Origin of the sequence: Micromonospora sp. URMC 105, assembly GCF_051386295.1 — a bacterium.
In the GTDB taxonomy this organism is placed as follows: Bacteria; Actinomycetota; Actinomycetes; order Mycobacteriales; family Micromonosporaceae; genus Micromonospora.
The window spans coordinates 1-15,885 of the sequence record NZ_JBPQTL010000116.1 but is presented as its reverse complement, the minus strand read 5'-3'; the positions used below and the strand labels follow the sequence as shown (position 1 = coordinate 15,885).

Below are 15,885 nucleotides of genomic sequence, written 5' to 3'. Positions count from 1 at the left end.
GCCGTGGTCGACCTGTTCGTCATCCAGCGCCGCCGGGCCGCGCGCCGCCGCGAGGAGCCGGGCGTGCGGCACTCACTCTTCGAGTGACAGGAGTTCCAGAGATGCCGATCGCCACCACCAATCCCGCCACCGGCCAGGTGCTCAAGTCGTACGACCCGATGTCGGACGAGCAGCTCGACGCCGCGATCGACCGGGCCGACGTGGCGTTCCGGGACCTGCACGGCACCACGGTCGCCCAGCGGGCGGAGTGGATGAACGCGGCGGCCGACCTGCTCGACGCGGAACGGGACGCCACCGCCCGGATGATGACCACCGAGATGGGCAAGACGTACGCGGCGGCGAAGGCCGAGGTGACCAAGAGCGCCAGCGCCTGCCGGTTCTACGCGGCCAACGCCGAGCGGATGCTCGCCGACGAGCCCGCCGACGCCGGCGCCGTCAAGGCGAAGCGCGCGTTCGTGCGGTACCAGCCGATCGGACCGGTGCTGGCGGTGATGCCGTGGAACTTCCCGCTCTGGCAGGTGATGCGCTTCGCCGCGCCGGCGCTGATGGCCGGCAACACCGGCCTGCTCAAGCACGCCTCCAACGTGCCGCAGACCGCCCTCTACCTGGAGGATTTGTTCCGCCGCGCCGGGTTCCCCGAAGGCGCGTTCACCACCCTGCTGGTCGGCTCGGAGGCCGTGGACCGGATCCTCAGCGACCCGCGGGTACGCGCCGCCACGCTGACCGGCAGCGAGGGGGCGGGCCGCTCGATCGGCCAGATCGCCGGGCGGGAGCTGAAGAAGACGGTGCTGGAGCTGGGCGGCAGCGACCCGTTCGTGGTGATGCCCTCCGCCGACCTGGACCGCGCGGCCGAGGTCGCCACCACCGCCCGCTGCCAGAACAACGGCCAGTCCTGCATCGCCGCCAAGCGGTTCATCGTGCACACCGACGTCTTCGACGCCTTCGCCGAGAAGTTCGCCGCCAACATGGCGGCGCTGCGGGTCGGCGACCCGATGGACGCCGACACCGACGTGGGGCCGCTGGCCAGCGAGCGCGGCCGGGACGAGATCCACGCCCAGGTGCAGGACGCGGTCGAGCACGGCGCCACCGTGCTCTGCGGCGGCGAGAAGCCGGCCGGCGACGGCTGGTTCTATCCGCCGACCGTGGTCACCGACCTGAACCCGCAGATGCGGATGTGGGCGGAGGAGGTCTTCGGGCCGGTCGCCGGCCTCTACCGGGTGTCGTCGTACGAGGAGGCGATCGAGGTCGCCAACGGCACCTCCTTCGGCCTCGGCTCGAACGCCTGGACCACCGACCCGCAGGAGCAGGAGCGCTTCGCCACCGACCTGGACGCCGGCAGCGTCTTCCTCAACGGCATGACCACCTCCTTCCCGGAGCTGCCGTTCGGCGGGGTGAAGAACTCCGGCTACGGCCGGGAACTGTCCGCCGTCGGCATGCGCGAGTTCTGCAACACCAAGACCGTCTGGGTGGGGGAGGGCGCAGCGTCCGCCGGCGCCGGCGCGCACGCCGAGTAGCACCGCTTTTGGCCGGAGACCGGCATGGGTAGGGAAGGACCCATGACGGTGTTCGGCTTCCACGCCTCCCACGAGCAGATCCACCCGAGCCGGCTGCTGGAGGCGGTGATCCACGCCGAGCGGGCCGGCTTCGACGCCGCCATGTCCTCGGACCACTTCTCGCCGTGGAGCACCCGGCAGGGCCAGTCCGGCTTCGCCTGGTCCTGGCTGGGTGCCGCCCTCCAGGCCACCGACCTGCCCTTCGGCGTGGTCAACGCGCCCGGCCAGCGCTACCACCCGGCGATCATCGCGCAGGCCATCGGCACCCTCGGGGCGATGTACCCGGGCCGGTTCTGGGCCGCGCTCGGCACCGGCGAGGCGAGCAACGAGCACATCACCGGCGACGGCTGGCCGCGCAAGGACGTGCGGTCGGCCCGGCTGCGCGAGTGCGTCGACGTCATCCGGGCGCTGCTGGCCGGCGAGGAGGTCAGCCACGACGGCCTGGTCCGGGTCGACCGGGCCCGGCTCTGGACCCGTCCGGAGCAGCCGCCGGCCCTGATCGGCGCGGCGGTCAGCGTCGCCACCGCCCGCTGGTGCGCCGAGTGGGCCGACGGCCTGATCACCGTCAACGCCCCCACCGCGCACCTGCGGGAGATGATCGACGCGTACCGGGACGCCGGCGGGCGCGGTCCGCTGCACCTGCAGGTGCACGTCAGCTGGGCGCCCGAGCAGGCCGAGGCCGAGGCGATCGCGTACGAGCAGTGGCGCAGCAACATCTTCGCCCCGCCGGTCTGCTGGGACCTGGACACCCCCGAGCACTTCGACGTGGTCTCCGAGCAGGTGCCGATGGAGAAGGTCGCCGAGGTCGTCAACATCTCGGCCGACACCGGCCGGCACGTCGGCTGGCTGGAGGAGTACGCCGAACTCGGCTTCGACCAGATCGCCCTGCACCACGTCGGGCAGGAGCAGCGGGCGTTCATCGACACGTTCGGCGCGCAGGTGCTGCCGAAGTTGCGGACCACCGCCTGATCCCGGGAGGCCGCGGGCCGCCTAGGCTCGTACCCCATGGAGGCTCTGTTCGAGGTCGTGGTCTTCCTCGCGATCGCGACGTTCGGCGCGGCGCTGGCCCGGCGGCTGGGGCTGCTCGCGCCGATCCTGCTGGTCGTGCTCGGCCTCGCGCTGTCCTATCTGCCCGGCTTCCCGCAGGTACGCCTCGACCCGGACCTGGTCCTGGTCGGCATCCTGCCGCCGCTGCTCTACGTCGCGGCCCTGGAGACGTCGGTGCCGGCGTTCCGGCTCAACCTGCGGCCGATCCTGCTGCTGGCGGTGGGACTGGTGCTGTTCACCGCGTTCGTGGTGGGCACCGTCGTGTACCTGCTCATGCCCGGCCTGCCGTACGCGATCTGCCTGGCGCTCGGCGCGGTGGTGGCGCCGCCCGACGCGGTGGCCGCCACCGCGGTGGCCCGGCGGGTCGGGCTTCCCCGCCGGATCGTGACCATCCTGGAGGGGGAGAGCCTGGTCAACGACGCCACCGCGCTGGTGCTGCTCCGTGTCTCGATCATCGCCGCGACGGTGAGCGGCGGCCGGGTGGAGTTCGGGGAGGTGGCCTGGGAGGTGCTGCGCTCCACCGGCGGCGGCGTCCTGGTCGGCCTGCTCGGCGTGGTCGTCTTCGGCTATCTGCACAAGCGGACCGGTGACGCGCTGCTGGACAACGCGCTGTCGCTGATCGTGCCGTTCGCGGTGGTCTTCGCCGCCGAGGAGATCCACGCCTCCGGGGTGGTCGCGGTCGTGGTGACCGGGCTCGGCATCGGCCACAAGATGCCGCTGCTGATGTCGGCGGCCTCCCGGCTGCAGGTGGGCGCGTTCTGGCGGCTGGCCCGGTTCCTGCTGGAGGGGCTGGTCTTCCTGCTGGTCGGCCTCCAGCTCCGGGACGTGGTCCGCGACCTCGACGAACCGGTCGGCCGGCTGGCCGCCATCACCCTCGCGGTGCTGCTCGCCGTCTTCCTGTCCCGGTTCGTCTGGCTCTTCCCCGCCACCTACCTGGCCCGGCTGGTGCCCCGGGTGCGCCGCCGGGACCCGGCCCCACCGGCGCGGGTGCCGATCATCATCGGCTGGGCCGGGATGCGCGGCGTGGTGACGCTCGCCGCCGCGCTGGCCCTGCCGCTGACCCTGGCCGGGGGCCGGCCCTACCAGCGGGAGCTGTTCATCTGGCTGGCCTTCGCGGTGATCGTGGTGACCCTGGTGGTGCAGGGCGCCACCCTGCCGCTGGTGGCCCGCCGGCTCAAGCTGCCGCCGGACGACCCGGTGCAGGACGCGCTCTCCGCCGCGGCGGTGCAGCAGCAGGCCAGCAAGGCGGCCCGGGACCGGCTGGACGAGCTGGCGCCCGGCGCGCCGCCGTCGGTGGTGGAGCGGCTGCGCGAGCTGCTGCAGGCGCGGACCAACCTGGCCTGGGAGCGGCTGGGCGGCGAGGGCCGGGAAACCCCGTCCCAGGCGTACGGCCGGCTGCGGCAGGAGATGATCGACGCCGAGCGGGAGGTGTACCGGGCCGCGCGTGACTCCGGCCGGATACCGGAGGAGGTGCTGGTGCGGGCGTACCGTGACCTGGACCTGGAGGAGTCTTTGCTGACCCGGGAGGCCGACGAGTGAGCTGCCAGCATCTGACCGAGGCGGGCGACGCCGAGGCGCAGGCCGAGGACGTCTGCCCGGACTGCGTCGCGGTCGGCAACGACTACTGGGTGCACCTGCGCGCCTGCCTGAGCTGCGGGCACGTCGGCTGCTGCGACTCCTCGCCGTACCAGCACGCGACGAAGCACTTCGAGTCCAGCGGGCACCCGGTGATGCGCTCGATCCAGCCGGGGGAGACCTGGCGCTGGTGCTTCGTCGACGAGGAGGTCGGCTGACCGCTGCCGTGCTGCCGGATCAGCGGCGGTCGGCGCGTGCTCGCCGTCGCGCCGCGGCGCCGGACGCCGGTGCGGGCCCGTCGTCCGCCGCCGGCCCCGCACCGACGGCGAGGGCCCGCCGGGTCAGCGCCGGGACGAGAAGCCCGACGAGCGCGAAGAGCAGGGCCAGCGCGCACCACCCGGCGACCCCGCCGTCGAGGACCGCCCAGGTCAGCAGCGCCGGTCCGACGGCCCGGGCGAGACCGGCGAGCATCCCGTCCACCCCCTGGTACGCCCCGATCGCCTCCCGCGCGGCCAGGCCGTAGGCGAGCCCCGCGCCGGCGGCGCCGTGCCACAGGTCGCCGACGGTGTAGACGGCGGTGGCGAGCAGCAGCAGACCGATCGCCGGCCCGGCCGGCATGCCGGTGGTGGCCGCGTACAGCAGCATCGCCACCGCCAGCACCAGGCCGGCCCGGCGCATCGCGGCGGCGGCCGGGACGGCGGTGTCCGCGCCCCGGGCGAGCCGCACCGCCAGCAGCACCGTGAGCGACGTGTTGACCAGCAGCACCGCCGACACCACGGCCGGTGGCGCCCCGGTCCGGTTCACCGCCCACAACGGCACGATCAGGGTGAGCACCGTCGCGTGCAGCACCAGCACCGCCGACGCCGCGCTGACGGCCAGGAACGGCCGGTCCCGCAGCACCCGCGCCGTCGGCACCGGCCGCGCCGGGACGGCCGGGGGCGACTGGCCGGGCAGCCGCATCAGCAGCGCCGCCGACACCAGATAGGTGACCGCGTTGCCGACCACCAGCACCTGGTACGCCAGGTGCGTGTCGGCCGCGAGCGCGAACGCGGCCAGCCCGGCGCCGAGCGCGATGCCGAGGTTCGCCACCGCGCGCAGGGTGGCGAAGGCGTGCACCCGCCCCTCGGGTCCGCCGACGGCGGCGACCAGGGCGGCGCGTACCGCCAGGTTGCCGGAGGTGAGCAGCGCGTCCAGCACCGCCACCACCAGGAACGCGGGGAACGAGCCGACCAGCAGGTACGCCCCGGCGACCCCGGCCTGGAGCAGTTGCAGCAGGGCCCGCAGCGTACGCGGGTCGCGGCGGTCGGCCAGGCCGCCGAGCGGTACGGCGGCGGTCAGCCCCAGCAACCCGGCCAGGGTGAGCCCCAGCCCGACCGCCGCGGGATGCAGCCCGACGTCCCGGGTCAGGTAGAGCGGCGCGCCGGCGAGCCAGAGCCCCGAGCCGACCGTGTTGGCGAGGGTGGCCAGGGCCAGCGTCCGCAGCCGGCCCGGTGGGGGCAGCGGGGACCAGCGCGGGCGGACATCCATCGCCCTCGACCGTAGGGGCCCGGCCGTCGCCGGCGGTGCCCCGGCGCGGGCGACGCCCGTCACATTCATGGCCACCATATGACGATTTCGGTATCACACCGACTGTCATCGATACGTCTAGCATCAACAGGCATCTATTGATGGGAGGTCGGATGTTCCGACGACTCAGCTTCTCGCGTACCGCGGGCGCCCTGCTCGCGATGGTGCTGGCGACGCTCGGCCTGACGGCGGTCGAGGCGACGGCGGCCTCCGCCGCCGTCCGGACCGTCTACTACGACGCCAGCCGGGCCGGCGAGTTCCGCACCAACTTCGACCAGGCCGCGACGATCTGGAACAGCTCGGTGAGCACCGTCCGGCTCGCGCCCCGCACGCCCGGCAACATCACCATCTACGTCGACGACGGCTGGCCCCGGGCACAGCCGACCGGGCTCGGCTCCGGCCGGGTCTGGATGGGACGGCAGGCGGTGAACCAGGGCTACGACCGGACCCGGATCGCCAGCCACGAGATCGGCCACATCCTCGGTCTGCCGGACCGGCGCACCGGGCTCTGCTCCGACCTGATGTCCGGCAGCAGCGCGCCGGTGTCCTGCAAGAACGCGTACCCGAGCGCCGCCGAGGCGTCCCGGGTGAACTCGCTGTTCGGCGGCACGCTCGCCGCCCCCGCCGCCGGCGTCAGCTACACCTGGTCCGGGGCCGACGACGCCGGGCCGTTCGTGGTCGGCGGCCGTCCGGCCAGCGAGAACTACCCGTGGATGGTCTACGTCTCGGGTTGCACCGGCACGCTGATCAAGGCGAACTGGGCGGTCACCGCCCGGCACTGCTCCACGCCGACGTCGGTGCGGGTGGGCAGCGTCAACCGCACCAGCGGGGGGACCGTGGTCCGGGTGACCCGGGCGGTCAGCCACCCCTCCATCGACGTCAAGCTGCTGCAACTGGCCAGCTCGGTCAGCTACGCCCCGGCCCCGATCCCGACCACCTCCGGCGCGGTCGGCACGGCCACCCGGATCATCGGCTGGGGCCAGACCTGCCCGCAGCGGGGTTGCGGCTCCGCGCCGGCGGTCGCCAACGAACTCGACACCTCGATCGTCTCGGACAGCCGGTGCATCGGCATCAACGGGACGTACGAGATCTGCACCAACAACACCAACGGCAACTCCGGCGCCTGCTACGGCGACTCCGGCGGCCCGCAGGTGCGGCAGATCAACGGGGTGTGGAACCTGATCGGCGCGACCAGCCGGGCCGGCAACAACAACTCCACCTGCGCCACCGGCCCGTCCATCTACGGCGACCTGCCGTCGATCCGCTCCTGGATCAACACCCAGGTGGGCGGCCTGCCCGCCTGAGCACGACCCGTACGCCTGGGGCGTCCGTTCCTCCCGCAGCGGGCGCGGACGCCCCACCGGGCCGCCCCACGGTGCCCGGCCCGGCCGCGGAAATTGACTGGCGGCACCAGCATCGCCCTGGTGGGGTCGGGACCGTGGAGCGGATCAGAACGGCCCGGGCGGACGAACTCGCCGACCTGCAACGCATCGAGGCGGCCTCCGGCGCGCCGTTCCGGGAGATCGGCATGGTCGACGTCGCCGACGCGCCACCGCTCGGCCTGGACGTGCTCGACGAAGGCCGGCGGGCCGGCCGGGTCTGGGTGGCGGCCGACGCCGACGACCGGCCGATCGCCTTCGCCGTGGCGCACCTGGTCGACGACTGCGCCCACGTCCAACAGCTCAGCGTCCATCCCGCGCACGCCCGCCGGGGCGTCGGCCGGCGGCTGCTCGACCACGTGGCCGGGTGGGCGGCAGAGCGGGGCCTGCCGGCGCTGACCCTGACCACCTTCCGCAGCGTGCCGTGGAACGCGCCGTACTACGCCCGGTGCGGGTTCGTCGCGCTGTCACCGGCGCAGCTCGGCCCCGGCCTCACCGAGGTGCTGACCGCCGAGGCGGCACTCGGACTCGACCCCGCCGACCGGGTGGCGATGCGTCGCCCGCTCTGACCGGCCCCGCCACGGTGGCCGGGCACGCTTTCCCCCGGAAAAGAGTGGCCTTCCGGAGCCGGGAGGCCACTCTTTCCGTGAACGTGGGCGGATCTCGACCGGCGAGGTGGCGGTCAGGACAGGGTGCAGGCGGCGCCGTTGAGGGTGATCAGGCGGGGAGCGGGGTTGGCGAGGGTGCCGGCCTCGGCGATCAGGCCGAAGGTCACGCTGCCGCCCGGCGGGATCTTCGCGTTGTACGGCAGGTTCCGGGCCGTCACCGTGGCCCCGGACTGGGCGACCTGGGCCGTCCACGCCTGCTCGACCTGCTGGTCACCGGTGAAGGCGTACCGGACGGTCCAGCCGCTCACCGCGCTCGTGCCGGTGTTGCGGACGGTGACCTGCGTGTTGAAGCCGTCCGACCAGGCGCCGTGCACCCGGTACGTGGCGGCGCAGCCGTGGGCGGGCACCGCACCGGCGTCGCCCTGGTCGGCGAGGAACGAGGCGAGCCAGGCCAGCGCCGAGTTCCAGTTGATCGCCACCTCGTTGGTCGCGTACGAGTTGATGTCGTCGACGTAGCAGAACATCGGCTTGCAGCCGGCGAGCAGCTGCGCGGCGTACGGGTCCTGCAGGGCGGCGTTCGGCCCGCCGGCCAGCGAACCGGCCGGCGGGTTCGGCAGGCCGGGGTCGAGCTGGTGGGCGAAGATGCGGCTGTGCTGGTTGCGGGCGTGCTGCTCGCCCCAGCCGGTCACGTACGACATGTTGAGCGCGTTGCGCCCCAGCAGGTAGTCCATCGCCTGCACGGCCCCGTCCCGGTACGTGGCGTCCCGGCTCAGGTCGAAGGCGGTGGCCAGCACGATCGCGTTGTTGACCACGTTGCTGTTGCTGCCCCACACGTAGTTGCCGGCGTCACCGGGCAGCGGCAGGCCGTACGCCTGGGCGCGCAGTGCGGCCAGGTACCGGTCGGCGGCGCCGGTGACCGAGGCCCGGATCCGGGCCTGCTCGGCGGCCGGCAGGCCGTTCGGCACGGTGGCCAGGTCGAGGCGGCCGAGTGCAGCCACGCTCTGCCAGCCGAAGGCCCCGCCGGGGGCGAAGACGTCGCCGGTGTGGTGCGGCGAGGCGGTCAGATCGTCCAGGTAGCCCTTCTTCCCGGTGGTCAGGTAGAGCTCCACCGCCGCCCAGTAGAACTCGTCGGTGACGTTGCCGTCCTCGTACGCTCCGCCGCCGGTGCCGTCGGCCGCGCTGGCGTAGATCGCCGGGTGCGCCTCGGCGGCCGCGTACGCGGTCGTCGCGGCGGTGCCGCAGCGCGCGGCGAAGGCGGCGTCGTAGGGGGCGAACAGGCGGGCGCACTGGGCGGCCACGGCGGCCAGGTTGAGGGTGGCCGCGGTGGACGGCGGGTGCAGCTCGCGCGGCTGCGGGTCGTCGTGCGGGGCCAGCGGCAGGCCGGTCCAGTTCCGGTCGTGGATCTTGTGGTGGGCCATCCCGGCGAGCGGCCGGCCGGCCGGCACCTGCATGCGGAGCAGGAACTCGAGCTCCCAGCGGGCCTCGTCGAGCACGTCGGGGACCCCGTTGCCGCGCTCGGGCACCCGCAAGGTGGCGTCGCCGAGCGCCGCGCCGCCGTCGGCGGTCTCCGCGGTCTTCGTCCGCTCGAAGGTGTTCAGCAGCTGGTAGGTGGCGATGCCGCCGTTGACCACGTACTTGCCGTGGTCGCCGGCGTCGTACCAGCCGCCGCGCACGTCGAGGGAGTAGTCGCAGACGCCGGGCTGGCAGGGCACCTCGGTGTCGCCCCGGTTGGGCGTGACGCCGACGTGCCCGGCCGGGCGGGCGTACTCGGCGCCGATCAGGTCGCCGTCGATGGGGGTGCCGCTGCGCTGGGCGTAGAAGAACTGGAGCGAGTCGGCGCGCAGCCGGTCGTAGACGGCGCCGGAGATGTCGAACGGATGGCTGGTCTCGCCGTCGGCGACCAGCGTGTAGCCGGTGCCCGGCGTGCGGTAGGCCGAGAAGTCGATGGTCTGCGTGTGCTGCCCGGAGGCGGCGTCGATGCCGCGCGGGGTGCTCTCGCCGCCGGCCACCACCGCGCCGGCGGCCGACCGCAGCTCCCAGTGCAGCGGGTCGGTCGCCTCGGTCACCACGGTGGCGTTCTTCGGCCCGCCGGGCAGGTAGCCGACCTGGTTGACCCGGACCCGGGGCCCCGTGTCCGGCTGGTACGGCGGGGCCGCCTCGCCGCCGCGCAGCGATACGTCGTCCAGGCAGATCCGCTGCTGGGCGGCGGACCCGCCGACCTGGAAGATCAATTGAGCGCTGGGGTTGTCGTCGGGCACCGTGAAGGTCTGCTCGACCCGGACGGTCTCGGGGCCGACGGTCGCGTCCACGGCCGCGTAGGTGGTGTAGGGGGCGCTGCCGAGCTGGAGGACGGCCTTGACGGCGGCGCCGGGGGTGGCGGAGATGTCGAAGCCCAGCCGGTACTCCGCGCCGGCGTTGAGCCGGACCCCGTCGTGACCGATGCCGGCGTCCCAGGGATTGGCCGACCCGCCGGCGACGGTGGTGCAGAGCCGGCCGTCGGCCGCGTCCAGCGCGCCGGTGCCGTAGGAGAACCAGGGGGCGACACCGGCGCTGAAGTCGCCGTTGCGCAGCTGTTCGGGTGCGTCCGGCGGGACCTCGGCGTGGGCCACGCCGGCACCGGCGCCGGTGAGGGCCAGGGCGGTCGCCGCCAGCAGCGCGAGCCGGCGGCGTCGGATTGGGATCACGGGGATTCCTTCCGGGCGGGGGAGAGCGATGACTGGGAGCGCTCCCAGTGTCGGCTCGATGTTTCCAGCGCATTCCTCCGGTGTCAATCGATCCGGCTGGATGACCTTCCGGCGGGCCGCCGGACGTGAAGGACAGTGAGATTCGCCGCGCCACGCCCCGTCGTCCTGATCTCCTAGAGACAACAGCGGCCTCCGCCTGGCAGGCTGCCTCCCATGACCCTGAAGCTTCGTTCCGTCGGGGCGAGCGACCGTGGGCTGATCCGCAGCGGAAACCAGGACGCCCTGCACGCCGGTGCCTGGCTCGTCGCCGTCGCCGACGGCATGGGCGGGATGGCGGCCGGCGACCTGGCCAGCCGGATCGCCATCGACGCGATCGCCCCCCTGGACGTCCAGACCCCCGAGGACGCTCTGGTCGCGGCGCTGCAGAGCGGCATCGAGCTGGCCACCGTGCGGATCCGCCAGGCGGTCAGCGAGGATCCGGAACGGCAGGGCATGGGCACCACGCTGACCGCCCTGCTCTTCGCCAGGACCGGCAGCTGCCTGGCCCTGGCCCACGTCGGCGACTCCCGGGCCTACCTGTTCCGCGAGGGCACCCTCAAGCAGATCACCCGGGACGACACCTTCGTGCAGATGCTCGTCGACCAGGGTGTGATCGGGCCCGAGGAGGCCGCCAGCCACCCCCGGCGGGCGGTGGTCACCCAGGCCCTGCAGGGCGACGAGGTCTCCCCGACCTACGCCACCATGGTCCCCTGGGCCGGGGACCGCTGGCTGCTGTGCAGCGACGGCCTCTCCAACGTGGTCCGTCCGGACACCCTCGCCGAGGTGCTGGCCGAGACCCCCGACCGGGAGCTGTGCGCCCGCCGCCTGATCGACCTGGCGCTGCGGGCCGGCGGCCCGGACAACGTCACCGTGCTGATCGCCGACATCGTCGAGGAGTAGCTGCCCTCAGCGCCGCCGGGGCGTGGTGCGCCGGGTGGGCGTGGCGCTGCCCGGGTCCTCCGGCCACGGATGGCGCGGATACCGCCCGCGCAGCTCGGCGCGGACCTGCGGGTATCCGGTCCGCCAGAACGACGCCAGGTCGGCGGTGACCGCCACCGGCCGGCCGGCCGGGGAGAGCAGGTGCAGCAGCACCGGCACCCGCCCCTCGGCGATCCGGGGGGCCGCCGGCCAGCCGAAGGTCTCCTGGAGCTTCACCGCCAGCACCGGCGCCGCCGGGTCCGCGTAGTCGATGCGGATCTTGGAGCCGCTGGGCACCTCGATCCGCTCCGGGGCCAGCTCGTCCAGCCGGGCCGCCTGCGGCCAGGGCAGCAGCCGGCGCAGCGCGGCGGCCACGTCGATCCGGGCCAGGTCGGTCCGGCGCCGCCCGGCCGCCAGCTCCGGGCCGAGCCAGTCGTCGACGGCGGCGAGCAGCGCGGCGTCGGTGACCTCGGGCCACTGGTCGCCCAGCGCCCGCCGGCAGAACGCCATCCGCTCCCGCAGCGCCCGGGCCTGCGGCGTCCAGCTCAACACCGCCAGCCCCTCCTGCTGCAGCCCGTCGCGCAGCGCCGCCGCCAGCAGCGCCGGCTCGGGCCGGGCCAGCGGGCGGGTCGACAGCTCGATCGCGCCGAGCCGGAGCACCTCCCGGGCCACCACGTCGCCGTCGGTCCAGCCGACCTCCCGTGCCTCGCGCAGCAGCGGGCCGCCGGCCTCCCGGGCGGTCGCCTCGTCCAGCCCGGCCGCCAGCCGCACCCGGGCGGTCGGCGCGCCGGGGGACCGGTCCGCGACCGCGACGGCCAGCCAGTCGAGGCCCGCCAGCCCCGACCCGGGCGTCAGCTCCGCCGCGGTCCCGCCGGCCATCAGGTACGACGTCCCGCCGGCCCGGCGCACCCGGGCCAGCCGTTCCGGGTACGCCAGCCCCACCAGCAGCCCGGCGGCCAGGTCATCGGGCAGGTGGTCCCGGCCCCCCGAGCCCTGCCGTCCGGTGCGGGCCGGGCCGGTCCGGCGCTCGGACAGGGCCGCGCCGGTCGGGCCGGTCCCGGTCCCGGCCGGGGTCGCGTCGGCCGCGCCGGTCCGGGTGCCGGCCGGGGTCGCGTCGGCCGGGTCGCCGCCGGTGCCGCCGCCGGTGGGCAGGGGGGTGCGCAGACGGCGTACCTCGGTGCGCCAGCGCGCGGTGGCACCCGGGTCGGCCCCGGCGCGCAGCCGCCGCCAGCCGGCGACCAGGTCGTCCTCGCGGCCGGTCAGGCCCTCCTCGGCCAGCAGCGCGACCAGCTCCGCCGCCCGGTCCGCGCCGACCCGCGGCGCGCCGTCGAGCAGGGCCCGGCCCAGCCGGGGATGGGCACCGGCGGCGGCGATCGCCCGGCCCCGCGCGGTGATCCGGCCGTCCGCGTCGACGGCGCCGAGGCCGGCCAAGGTCTCCCGGGCCACCGTCAGCGCCGCCGCCGGCGGCGGATCGGGCAGGGCCAGGCCCGCGCCGTCCGGGCTGCCCCAGGCCGCCAGCTCCAGGGCGAATCCGGTCAGGTCGGCGGTGGCGATCTCCGGCTCGGGCTGCGCGGCCAGCCGCTCGTGGGTGGCCGCCGACCAGCAGCGGTAGACGTGGCCGGGCGCCTCCCGACCGGCCCGCCCGGCGCGTTGCGTGGCGGCGGCCCGGGAAACCGGGACGGTGACCAGGGCACCCAGCCCCCGGGACAGGTCGGTGCGGGCCACCCGGCTCAGCCCCGCGTCCACCACCACCCGGACGCCGGGCACGGTGAGGCTGCTCTCGGCCACCGAGGTGGCCAGCACCACCCGGCGGCGGTCGGCGGGGCGCAGCGCGGCGTCCTGCGCGGCACCGGGCAGCCGCCCGTGCAGCGGCAGGACGGCCAGCCGGTCGGTCAGGTCCGCCAGCCGCCGGGCCACCCCGCCGATCTCGCCCGCCCCGGGCAGGAAGACCAGCAGGTCCCCGTCGCGCTCGTGCAGCGCCCGCCGGACGGTGGCCGCCACGTGGTCCAGCAGGGCCGGGTCCACCCGGCCCGCGCCGGGCGGGGTCACCGGCCGGGGCGGGGGCGCCCAGATCCGGGTGACCGGGTGCAGCGCCGCCTCGGCCCGGACCACCGGGACCGGCCGGTCCGTGCCGAGCAGCGCGGCGAACCGGTCCGCCTCCGGCGTCGCCGACATCGCCAGCAGCCACAGGTCGGGGCGGAGGGCCGCCCGGGAGTCCACCGCGAAGGCCAGCGCCAGGTCCGCGTCGAGCTGCCGCTCGTGGACCTCGTCGAGCAGCACCGCGCCGACCCCGGGCAACTCGGGGTCGTGGTGCAGGCGGCGTACCAGCAGGCCGGTGGTGACCACCTCGATCCGGGTCGTCCGGCCGACCCGGCGCTCGCCGCGCACCGCGTACCCGACCCGTCCGCCGACCCGCTCGCCGAGCAGGTCGGCCATCCGGCGGGCCGCCGCGCGGGCGGCCACCCGGCGCGGCTGGGCGACCAGCACCCGGCCGTCGACCTCGTCGGCCACCGCGAGGGGCGCGAGCGTGGTCTTGCCGGTGCCGGGCGGCGCCACCAGCACCGCGCCGCCGGCCTCGGCCAGCGCCGCGACCAGCGCCGGCAGCACCGGACTGACCGGCAGTCTCAGGGATACGTCGGAGAGCACGTGCCCACTGTGGCACCCGGCGGTCAGCCGGGGCGCACCGCGTCGACGCCGGTGACGAAGGCCGTCCAGGTGGCGCGGGAGAAGACCAGCACCGGCCCGCTGCGGTCCTTGCTGTCGCGGACGGCGACCCGACCGTCGACCGGGGCGACCTCCACGCAGTTGCCGTTGCCGCTGCTGCGCGTGCTGGTGCGCCAGTCCGCCCGGGTCAGGTCGAGCGCGGTCATCCCCGTACCTCTCGTCTTTCGCTGGCGTGCCCGAATCAGTCACGCAAAGTAACGAGAAGCCTCCTCCAGGCGGGCCACCGAGTCCGCCGGATCGAGTGCCATCCGGCACAGCTCCTCGTGCACCAGGCTATACCCGCGCACGTGACCGGCTTCCTCCAGAGCCAGCCCCATCGTGAGGTTGTCCAGGTAGACCACGGAGGCGTCGGCGGCGTCGGCGAAGTTCAGGATCACGTACGGCGTGCTCATCGCCGGATGCCCGCCGGCTTCGAATGGAAGTACGTGAATAGTTACGTTGGGTGATTGCGCGACGGTGGCCATGTGGGTCAGCTGCTCGGCCATCACGGCCGCACCGCCGACCGGGCGCCGCAGCACCGCCTCGTTGAGCACCACCGAGAGCTGCACCGGGGACTCCCGACGCAGCACCTCCTGCCGGCGCAGCCGGGCGGCGACCTTGCGCTCCAGCCCGTCCTCGCCCGCGGTGCGCCGGTAGATCTCCCGCGCGTACGCCTCGGTCTGCAGCAGGCCGGGCACCGACTCCGCCTCGTACGTGCGCAGCGCCGCCGCCTCGGCCTCCAGTCCGACGTAGAACTCGAACCACTCCGGCAGGACGTCGCTGTAGTTCTGCCACCAGCCGCGCTGCTGCGCCCCGCGGGCGATCTCGATCAGCGCCTCGGCGTCGGCGCCGGTGACCGCGTACAGGGCCAGGGCGGCCCGCACGTCGCGCGGCTTGATGCCGATCTGGGCGTTCTCGATCCGGGACAGGTTGCTCTTGGACATGTCGAGCTGACGGGCGGCGACGTCGAGCGTCATGCCGGCGCGCTCCCGCAGCTGGCGAAGCTCGCGGGCGATGCGGCGGCGGCGGACGGTGGGACTGGCGGTCACCCTCCGAGTCTGTCACGGCAAGATCCGCAGGTCGCCTCAGTACGGAGTGCAACTATCGAATCTGGGAGTTGCATTGGTCGCAGTGTGCGGGCATCCTGTCACCCGGCGTCGATCACTTGTGGACAACCTGCGTTGGAGGCTCGTTGCTCATCGCTGACGAGTTCTTCCTCATCGCCCACAACGACAGCCGGGGCAAGGCGAGGCTGCACCCGTCCGCGACCGGGCTGGGGCTCGCCGGTGCCCTCCTCGGCGAGCTGGTCCTGTTCGGACAGATCACCGTCTCCGGCGGGCTCGTCACGGTGGTGGACCGGCGTCCACCGGCGGACGCCCTCGCGCACACCGTGCTGGACCAGCTGATCGGCGAGTCGCAGCACCAGTCGGTGCGGACCTGGCTGAGTTTCCTGGCCCAGTCGGCGACGACGTCGGTGGGGGAGCGGCTGGCCCGCGCCGGGGTCCTGCGCCGGCAGGAGAGCCGCCGACTGCTGCGCACCAGCGTCAGCTACGTCCCGATCGACCTCAACGTGGCGGCCTGGCCGGCCACCCGGCTGCGCGCCCTGCTCGACCGGCCCGATCCCCCGCAGGTGCCGGACGCCGCCCTGCTCGGCCTGGTCAGCGCCGCCGGGCTGACCCGGGAGGTGCTCTGGAGCGCCGGCCCCCGGGCCCACCACCGGCTCGCCGTGCTCATCCCCGCCCTGCCCGCCGGGTGGGTGAGCTGGGCGAGGTCGTAGACGACGATCACCGCGATCTCGGTGATCAGCAGCACG

Annotated in this window: 12 protein-coding genes and 2 pseudogenes; 8 read left to right on the top strand and 6 right to left on the bottom strand. The window is 74.6% G+C overall.

Translation table 11 applies throughout. The features are described 5' to 3' along the window. Positions 1 to 101: 101 nt before the first annotated feature. The 4 genes from ACSNN7_RS25790 to ACSNN7_RS25775 are packed head-to-tail and all read left to right on the top strand — an operon-like array spanning position 102 to position 4,393. Positions 102 to 1,514, top strand: a complete 1,413-nt coding sequence (locus tag ACSNN7_RS25790; RefSeq protein WP_436683528.1) for an NADP-dependent succinic semialdehyde dehydrogenase — start codon at positions 102 to 104, stop codon at positions 1,512 to 1,514. A gap of 42 nt (positions 1,515 to 1,556) precedes the next feature. After that, a complete protein-coding gene (locus tag ACSNN7_RS25785) occupies positions 1,557 to 2,522 on the top strand; it encodes a TIGR03885 family FMN-dependent LLM class oxidoreductase (protein WP_436683527.1) in 966 nt (321 codons plus the stop codon). 36 nt (positions 2,523 to 2,558) lie between these two features. Beyond that, entirely contained in the window at positions 2,559 to 4,139 is a 1,581-nt protein-coding gene (locus ACSNN7_RS25780) for a Na+/H+ antiporter (RefSeq protein ID WP_436683526.1), read from the top strand. Beyond that, positions 4,136 to 4,393 carry a UBP-type zinc finger domain-containing protein gene (locus ACSNN7_RS25775; protein WP_436683525.1) on the top strand — a complete coding sequence of 86 codons (258 nt, stop codon included), beginning with the start codon at positions 4,136 to 4,138 and terminating at the stop codon, positions 4,391 to 4,393. Before ACSNN7_RS25780 ends, ACSNN7_RS25775 begins: the two co-directional genes overlap by 4 nt. A 19-nt stretch (positions 4,394 to 4,412) precedes the next feature. On the opposite strand, the gene ACSNN7_RS25770 is transcribed toward ACSNN7_RS25775, so the two are convergent. Then, positions 4,413 to 5,702 carry an MFS transporter gene (locus ACSNN7_RS25770; protein WP_436683524.1) on the bottom strand — a complete coding sequence of 430 codons (1,290 nt, stop codon included), beginning with the start codon at positions 5,700 to 5,702 and terminating at the stop codon, positions 4,413 to 4,415. A gap of 140 nt (positions 5,703 to 5,842) precedes the next feature. On the opposite strand from ACSNN7_RS25770, the gene ACSNN7_RS25765 reads away from it, so the two are divergent. Further along, on the top strand, positions 5,843 to 7,045 hold the full coding sequence (locus ACSNN7_RS25765; RefSeq protein ID WP_436683523.1) for a snapalysin family zinc-dependent metalloprotease: 1,203 nt from the start codon (positions 5,843 to 5,845) through the stop codon (positions 7,043 to 7,045). Positions 7,046 to 7,179: 134 nt separating this feature from the next. Then, positions 7,180 to 7,689, top strand: a complete 510-nt coding sequence (locus ACSNN7_RS25760) for a GNAT family N-acetyltransferase (protein WP_436683522.1) — start codon at positions 7,180 to 7,182, stop codon at positions 7,687 to 7,689. 113 nt (positions 7,690 to 7,802) lie between these two features. Here ACSNN7_RS25760 and ACSNN7_RS25755 read toward each other — a convergent pair whose 3' ends face one another. After that, positions 7,803 to 10,412, bottom strand: coding sequence for a glycoside hydrolase family 9 protein (locus ACSNN7_RS25755; RefSeq protein WP_436683521.1), 2,610 nt, complete (start codon positions 10,410 to 10,412; stop codon positions 7,803 to 7,805). A 213-nt stretch (positions 10,413 to 10,625) separates the two neighbouring features. On the opposite strand from ACSNN7_RS25755, the gene ACSNN7_RS25750 reads away from it, so the two are divergent. Continuing rightward, positions 10,626 to 11,351 (top strand): PP2C family protein-serine/threonine phosphatase, encoded by a 726-nt coding sequence (locus ACSNN7_RS25750; RefSeq protein WP_436683520.1) that lies wholly within the window; start codon positions 10,626 to 10,628, stop codon positions 11,349 to 11,351. A gap of 6 nt (positions 11,352 to 11,357) precedes the next feature. Here ACSNN7_RS25750 and ACSNN7_RS25745 read toward each other — a convergent pair. From ACSNN7_RS25745 to ACSNN7_RS25730, 4 genes and pseudogenes are all read right to left on the bottom strand, one after another. Next, positions 11,358 to 12,350, bottom strand: a pseudogene (locus ACSNN7_RS25745) (ATP-dependent helicase C-terminal domain-containing protein); the annotation flags it as partial. Between the two features lie 153 nt (positions 12,351 to 12,503). After that, positions 12,504 to 14,015, bottom strand: a pseudogene (locus tag ACSNN7_RS25740) (helicase-related protein); the annotation flags it as partial. A gap of 23 nt (positions 14,016 to 14,038) precedes the next feature. Continuing rightward, a complete protein-coding gene (locus ACSNN7_RS25735) occupies positions 14,039 to 14,239 on the bottom strand; it encodes a DUF397 domain-containing protein (RefSeq protein WP_436683519.1) in 201 nt (66 codons plus the stop codon). Positions 14,240 to 14,278: 39 nt separating this feature from the next. Then, the gene (locus tag ACSNN7_RS25730) at positions 14,279 to 15,121 is read right to left on the bottom strand and encodes a helix-turn-helix domain-containing protein (RefSeq protein WP_436683518.1); all 843 of its coding nucleotides are present in this window, start codon (positions 15,119 to 15,121) and stop codon (positions 14,279 to 14,281) included. Between the two features lie 143 nt (positions 15,122 to 15,264). On the opposite strand from ACSNN7_RS25730, the gene ACSNN7_RS25725 reads away from it, so the two are divergent. Further along, complete coding sequence (locus ACSNN7_RS25725; protein WP_436683517.1) at positions 15,265 to 15,849, top strand: GOLPH3/VPS74 family protein; 585 nt, start codon at positions 15,265 to 15,267, stop codon at positions 15,847 to 15,849. The last annotated feature ends 36 nt before the right edge of the window (positions 15,850 to 15,885 follow it).

Bases quoted from the DNA above. Each gene is read 5' to 3' on its own strand.
- ACSNN7_RS25790 (WP_436683528.1), top strand. From the start codon at position 102: ATGCCGATCGCCACCACCAATCCCGCCACCGGCCAGGTGCTCAAGTCG.
- ACSNN7_RS25785 (WP_436683527.1), top strand. From the start codon at position 1,557: ATGACGGTGTTCGGCTTCCACGCCTCCCACGAGCAGATCCACCCGAGC.
- ACSNN7_RS25780 (WP_436683526.1), top strand. From the start codon at position 2,559: ATGGAGGCTCTGTTCGAGGTCGTGGTCTTCCTCGCGATCGCGACGTTC.
- ACSNN7_RS25770 (WP_436683524.1), bottom strand. From the start codon at position 5,702: ATGGATGTCCGCCCGCGCTGGTCCCCGCTGCCCCCACCGGGCCGGCTG.
- ACSNN7_RS25765 (WP_436683523.1), top strand. From the start codon at position 5,843: ATGGGAGGTCGGATGTTCCGACGACTCAGCTTCTCGCGTACCGCGGGC.
- ACSNN7_RS25750 (WP_436683520.1), top strand. From the start codon at position 10,626: ATGACCCTGAAGCTTCGTTCCGTCGGGGCGAGCGACCGTGGGCTGATC.
- ACSNN7_RS25735 (WP_436683519.1), bottom strand. From the start codon at position 14,239: ATGACCGCGCTCGACCTGACCCGGGCGGACTGGCGCACCAGCACGCGC.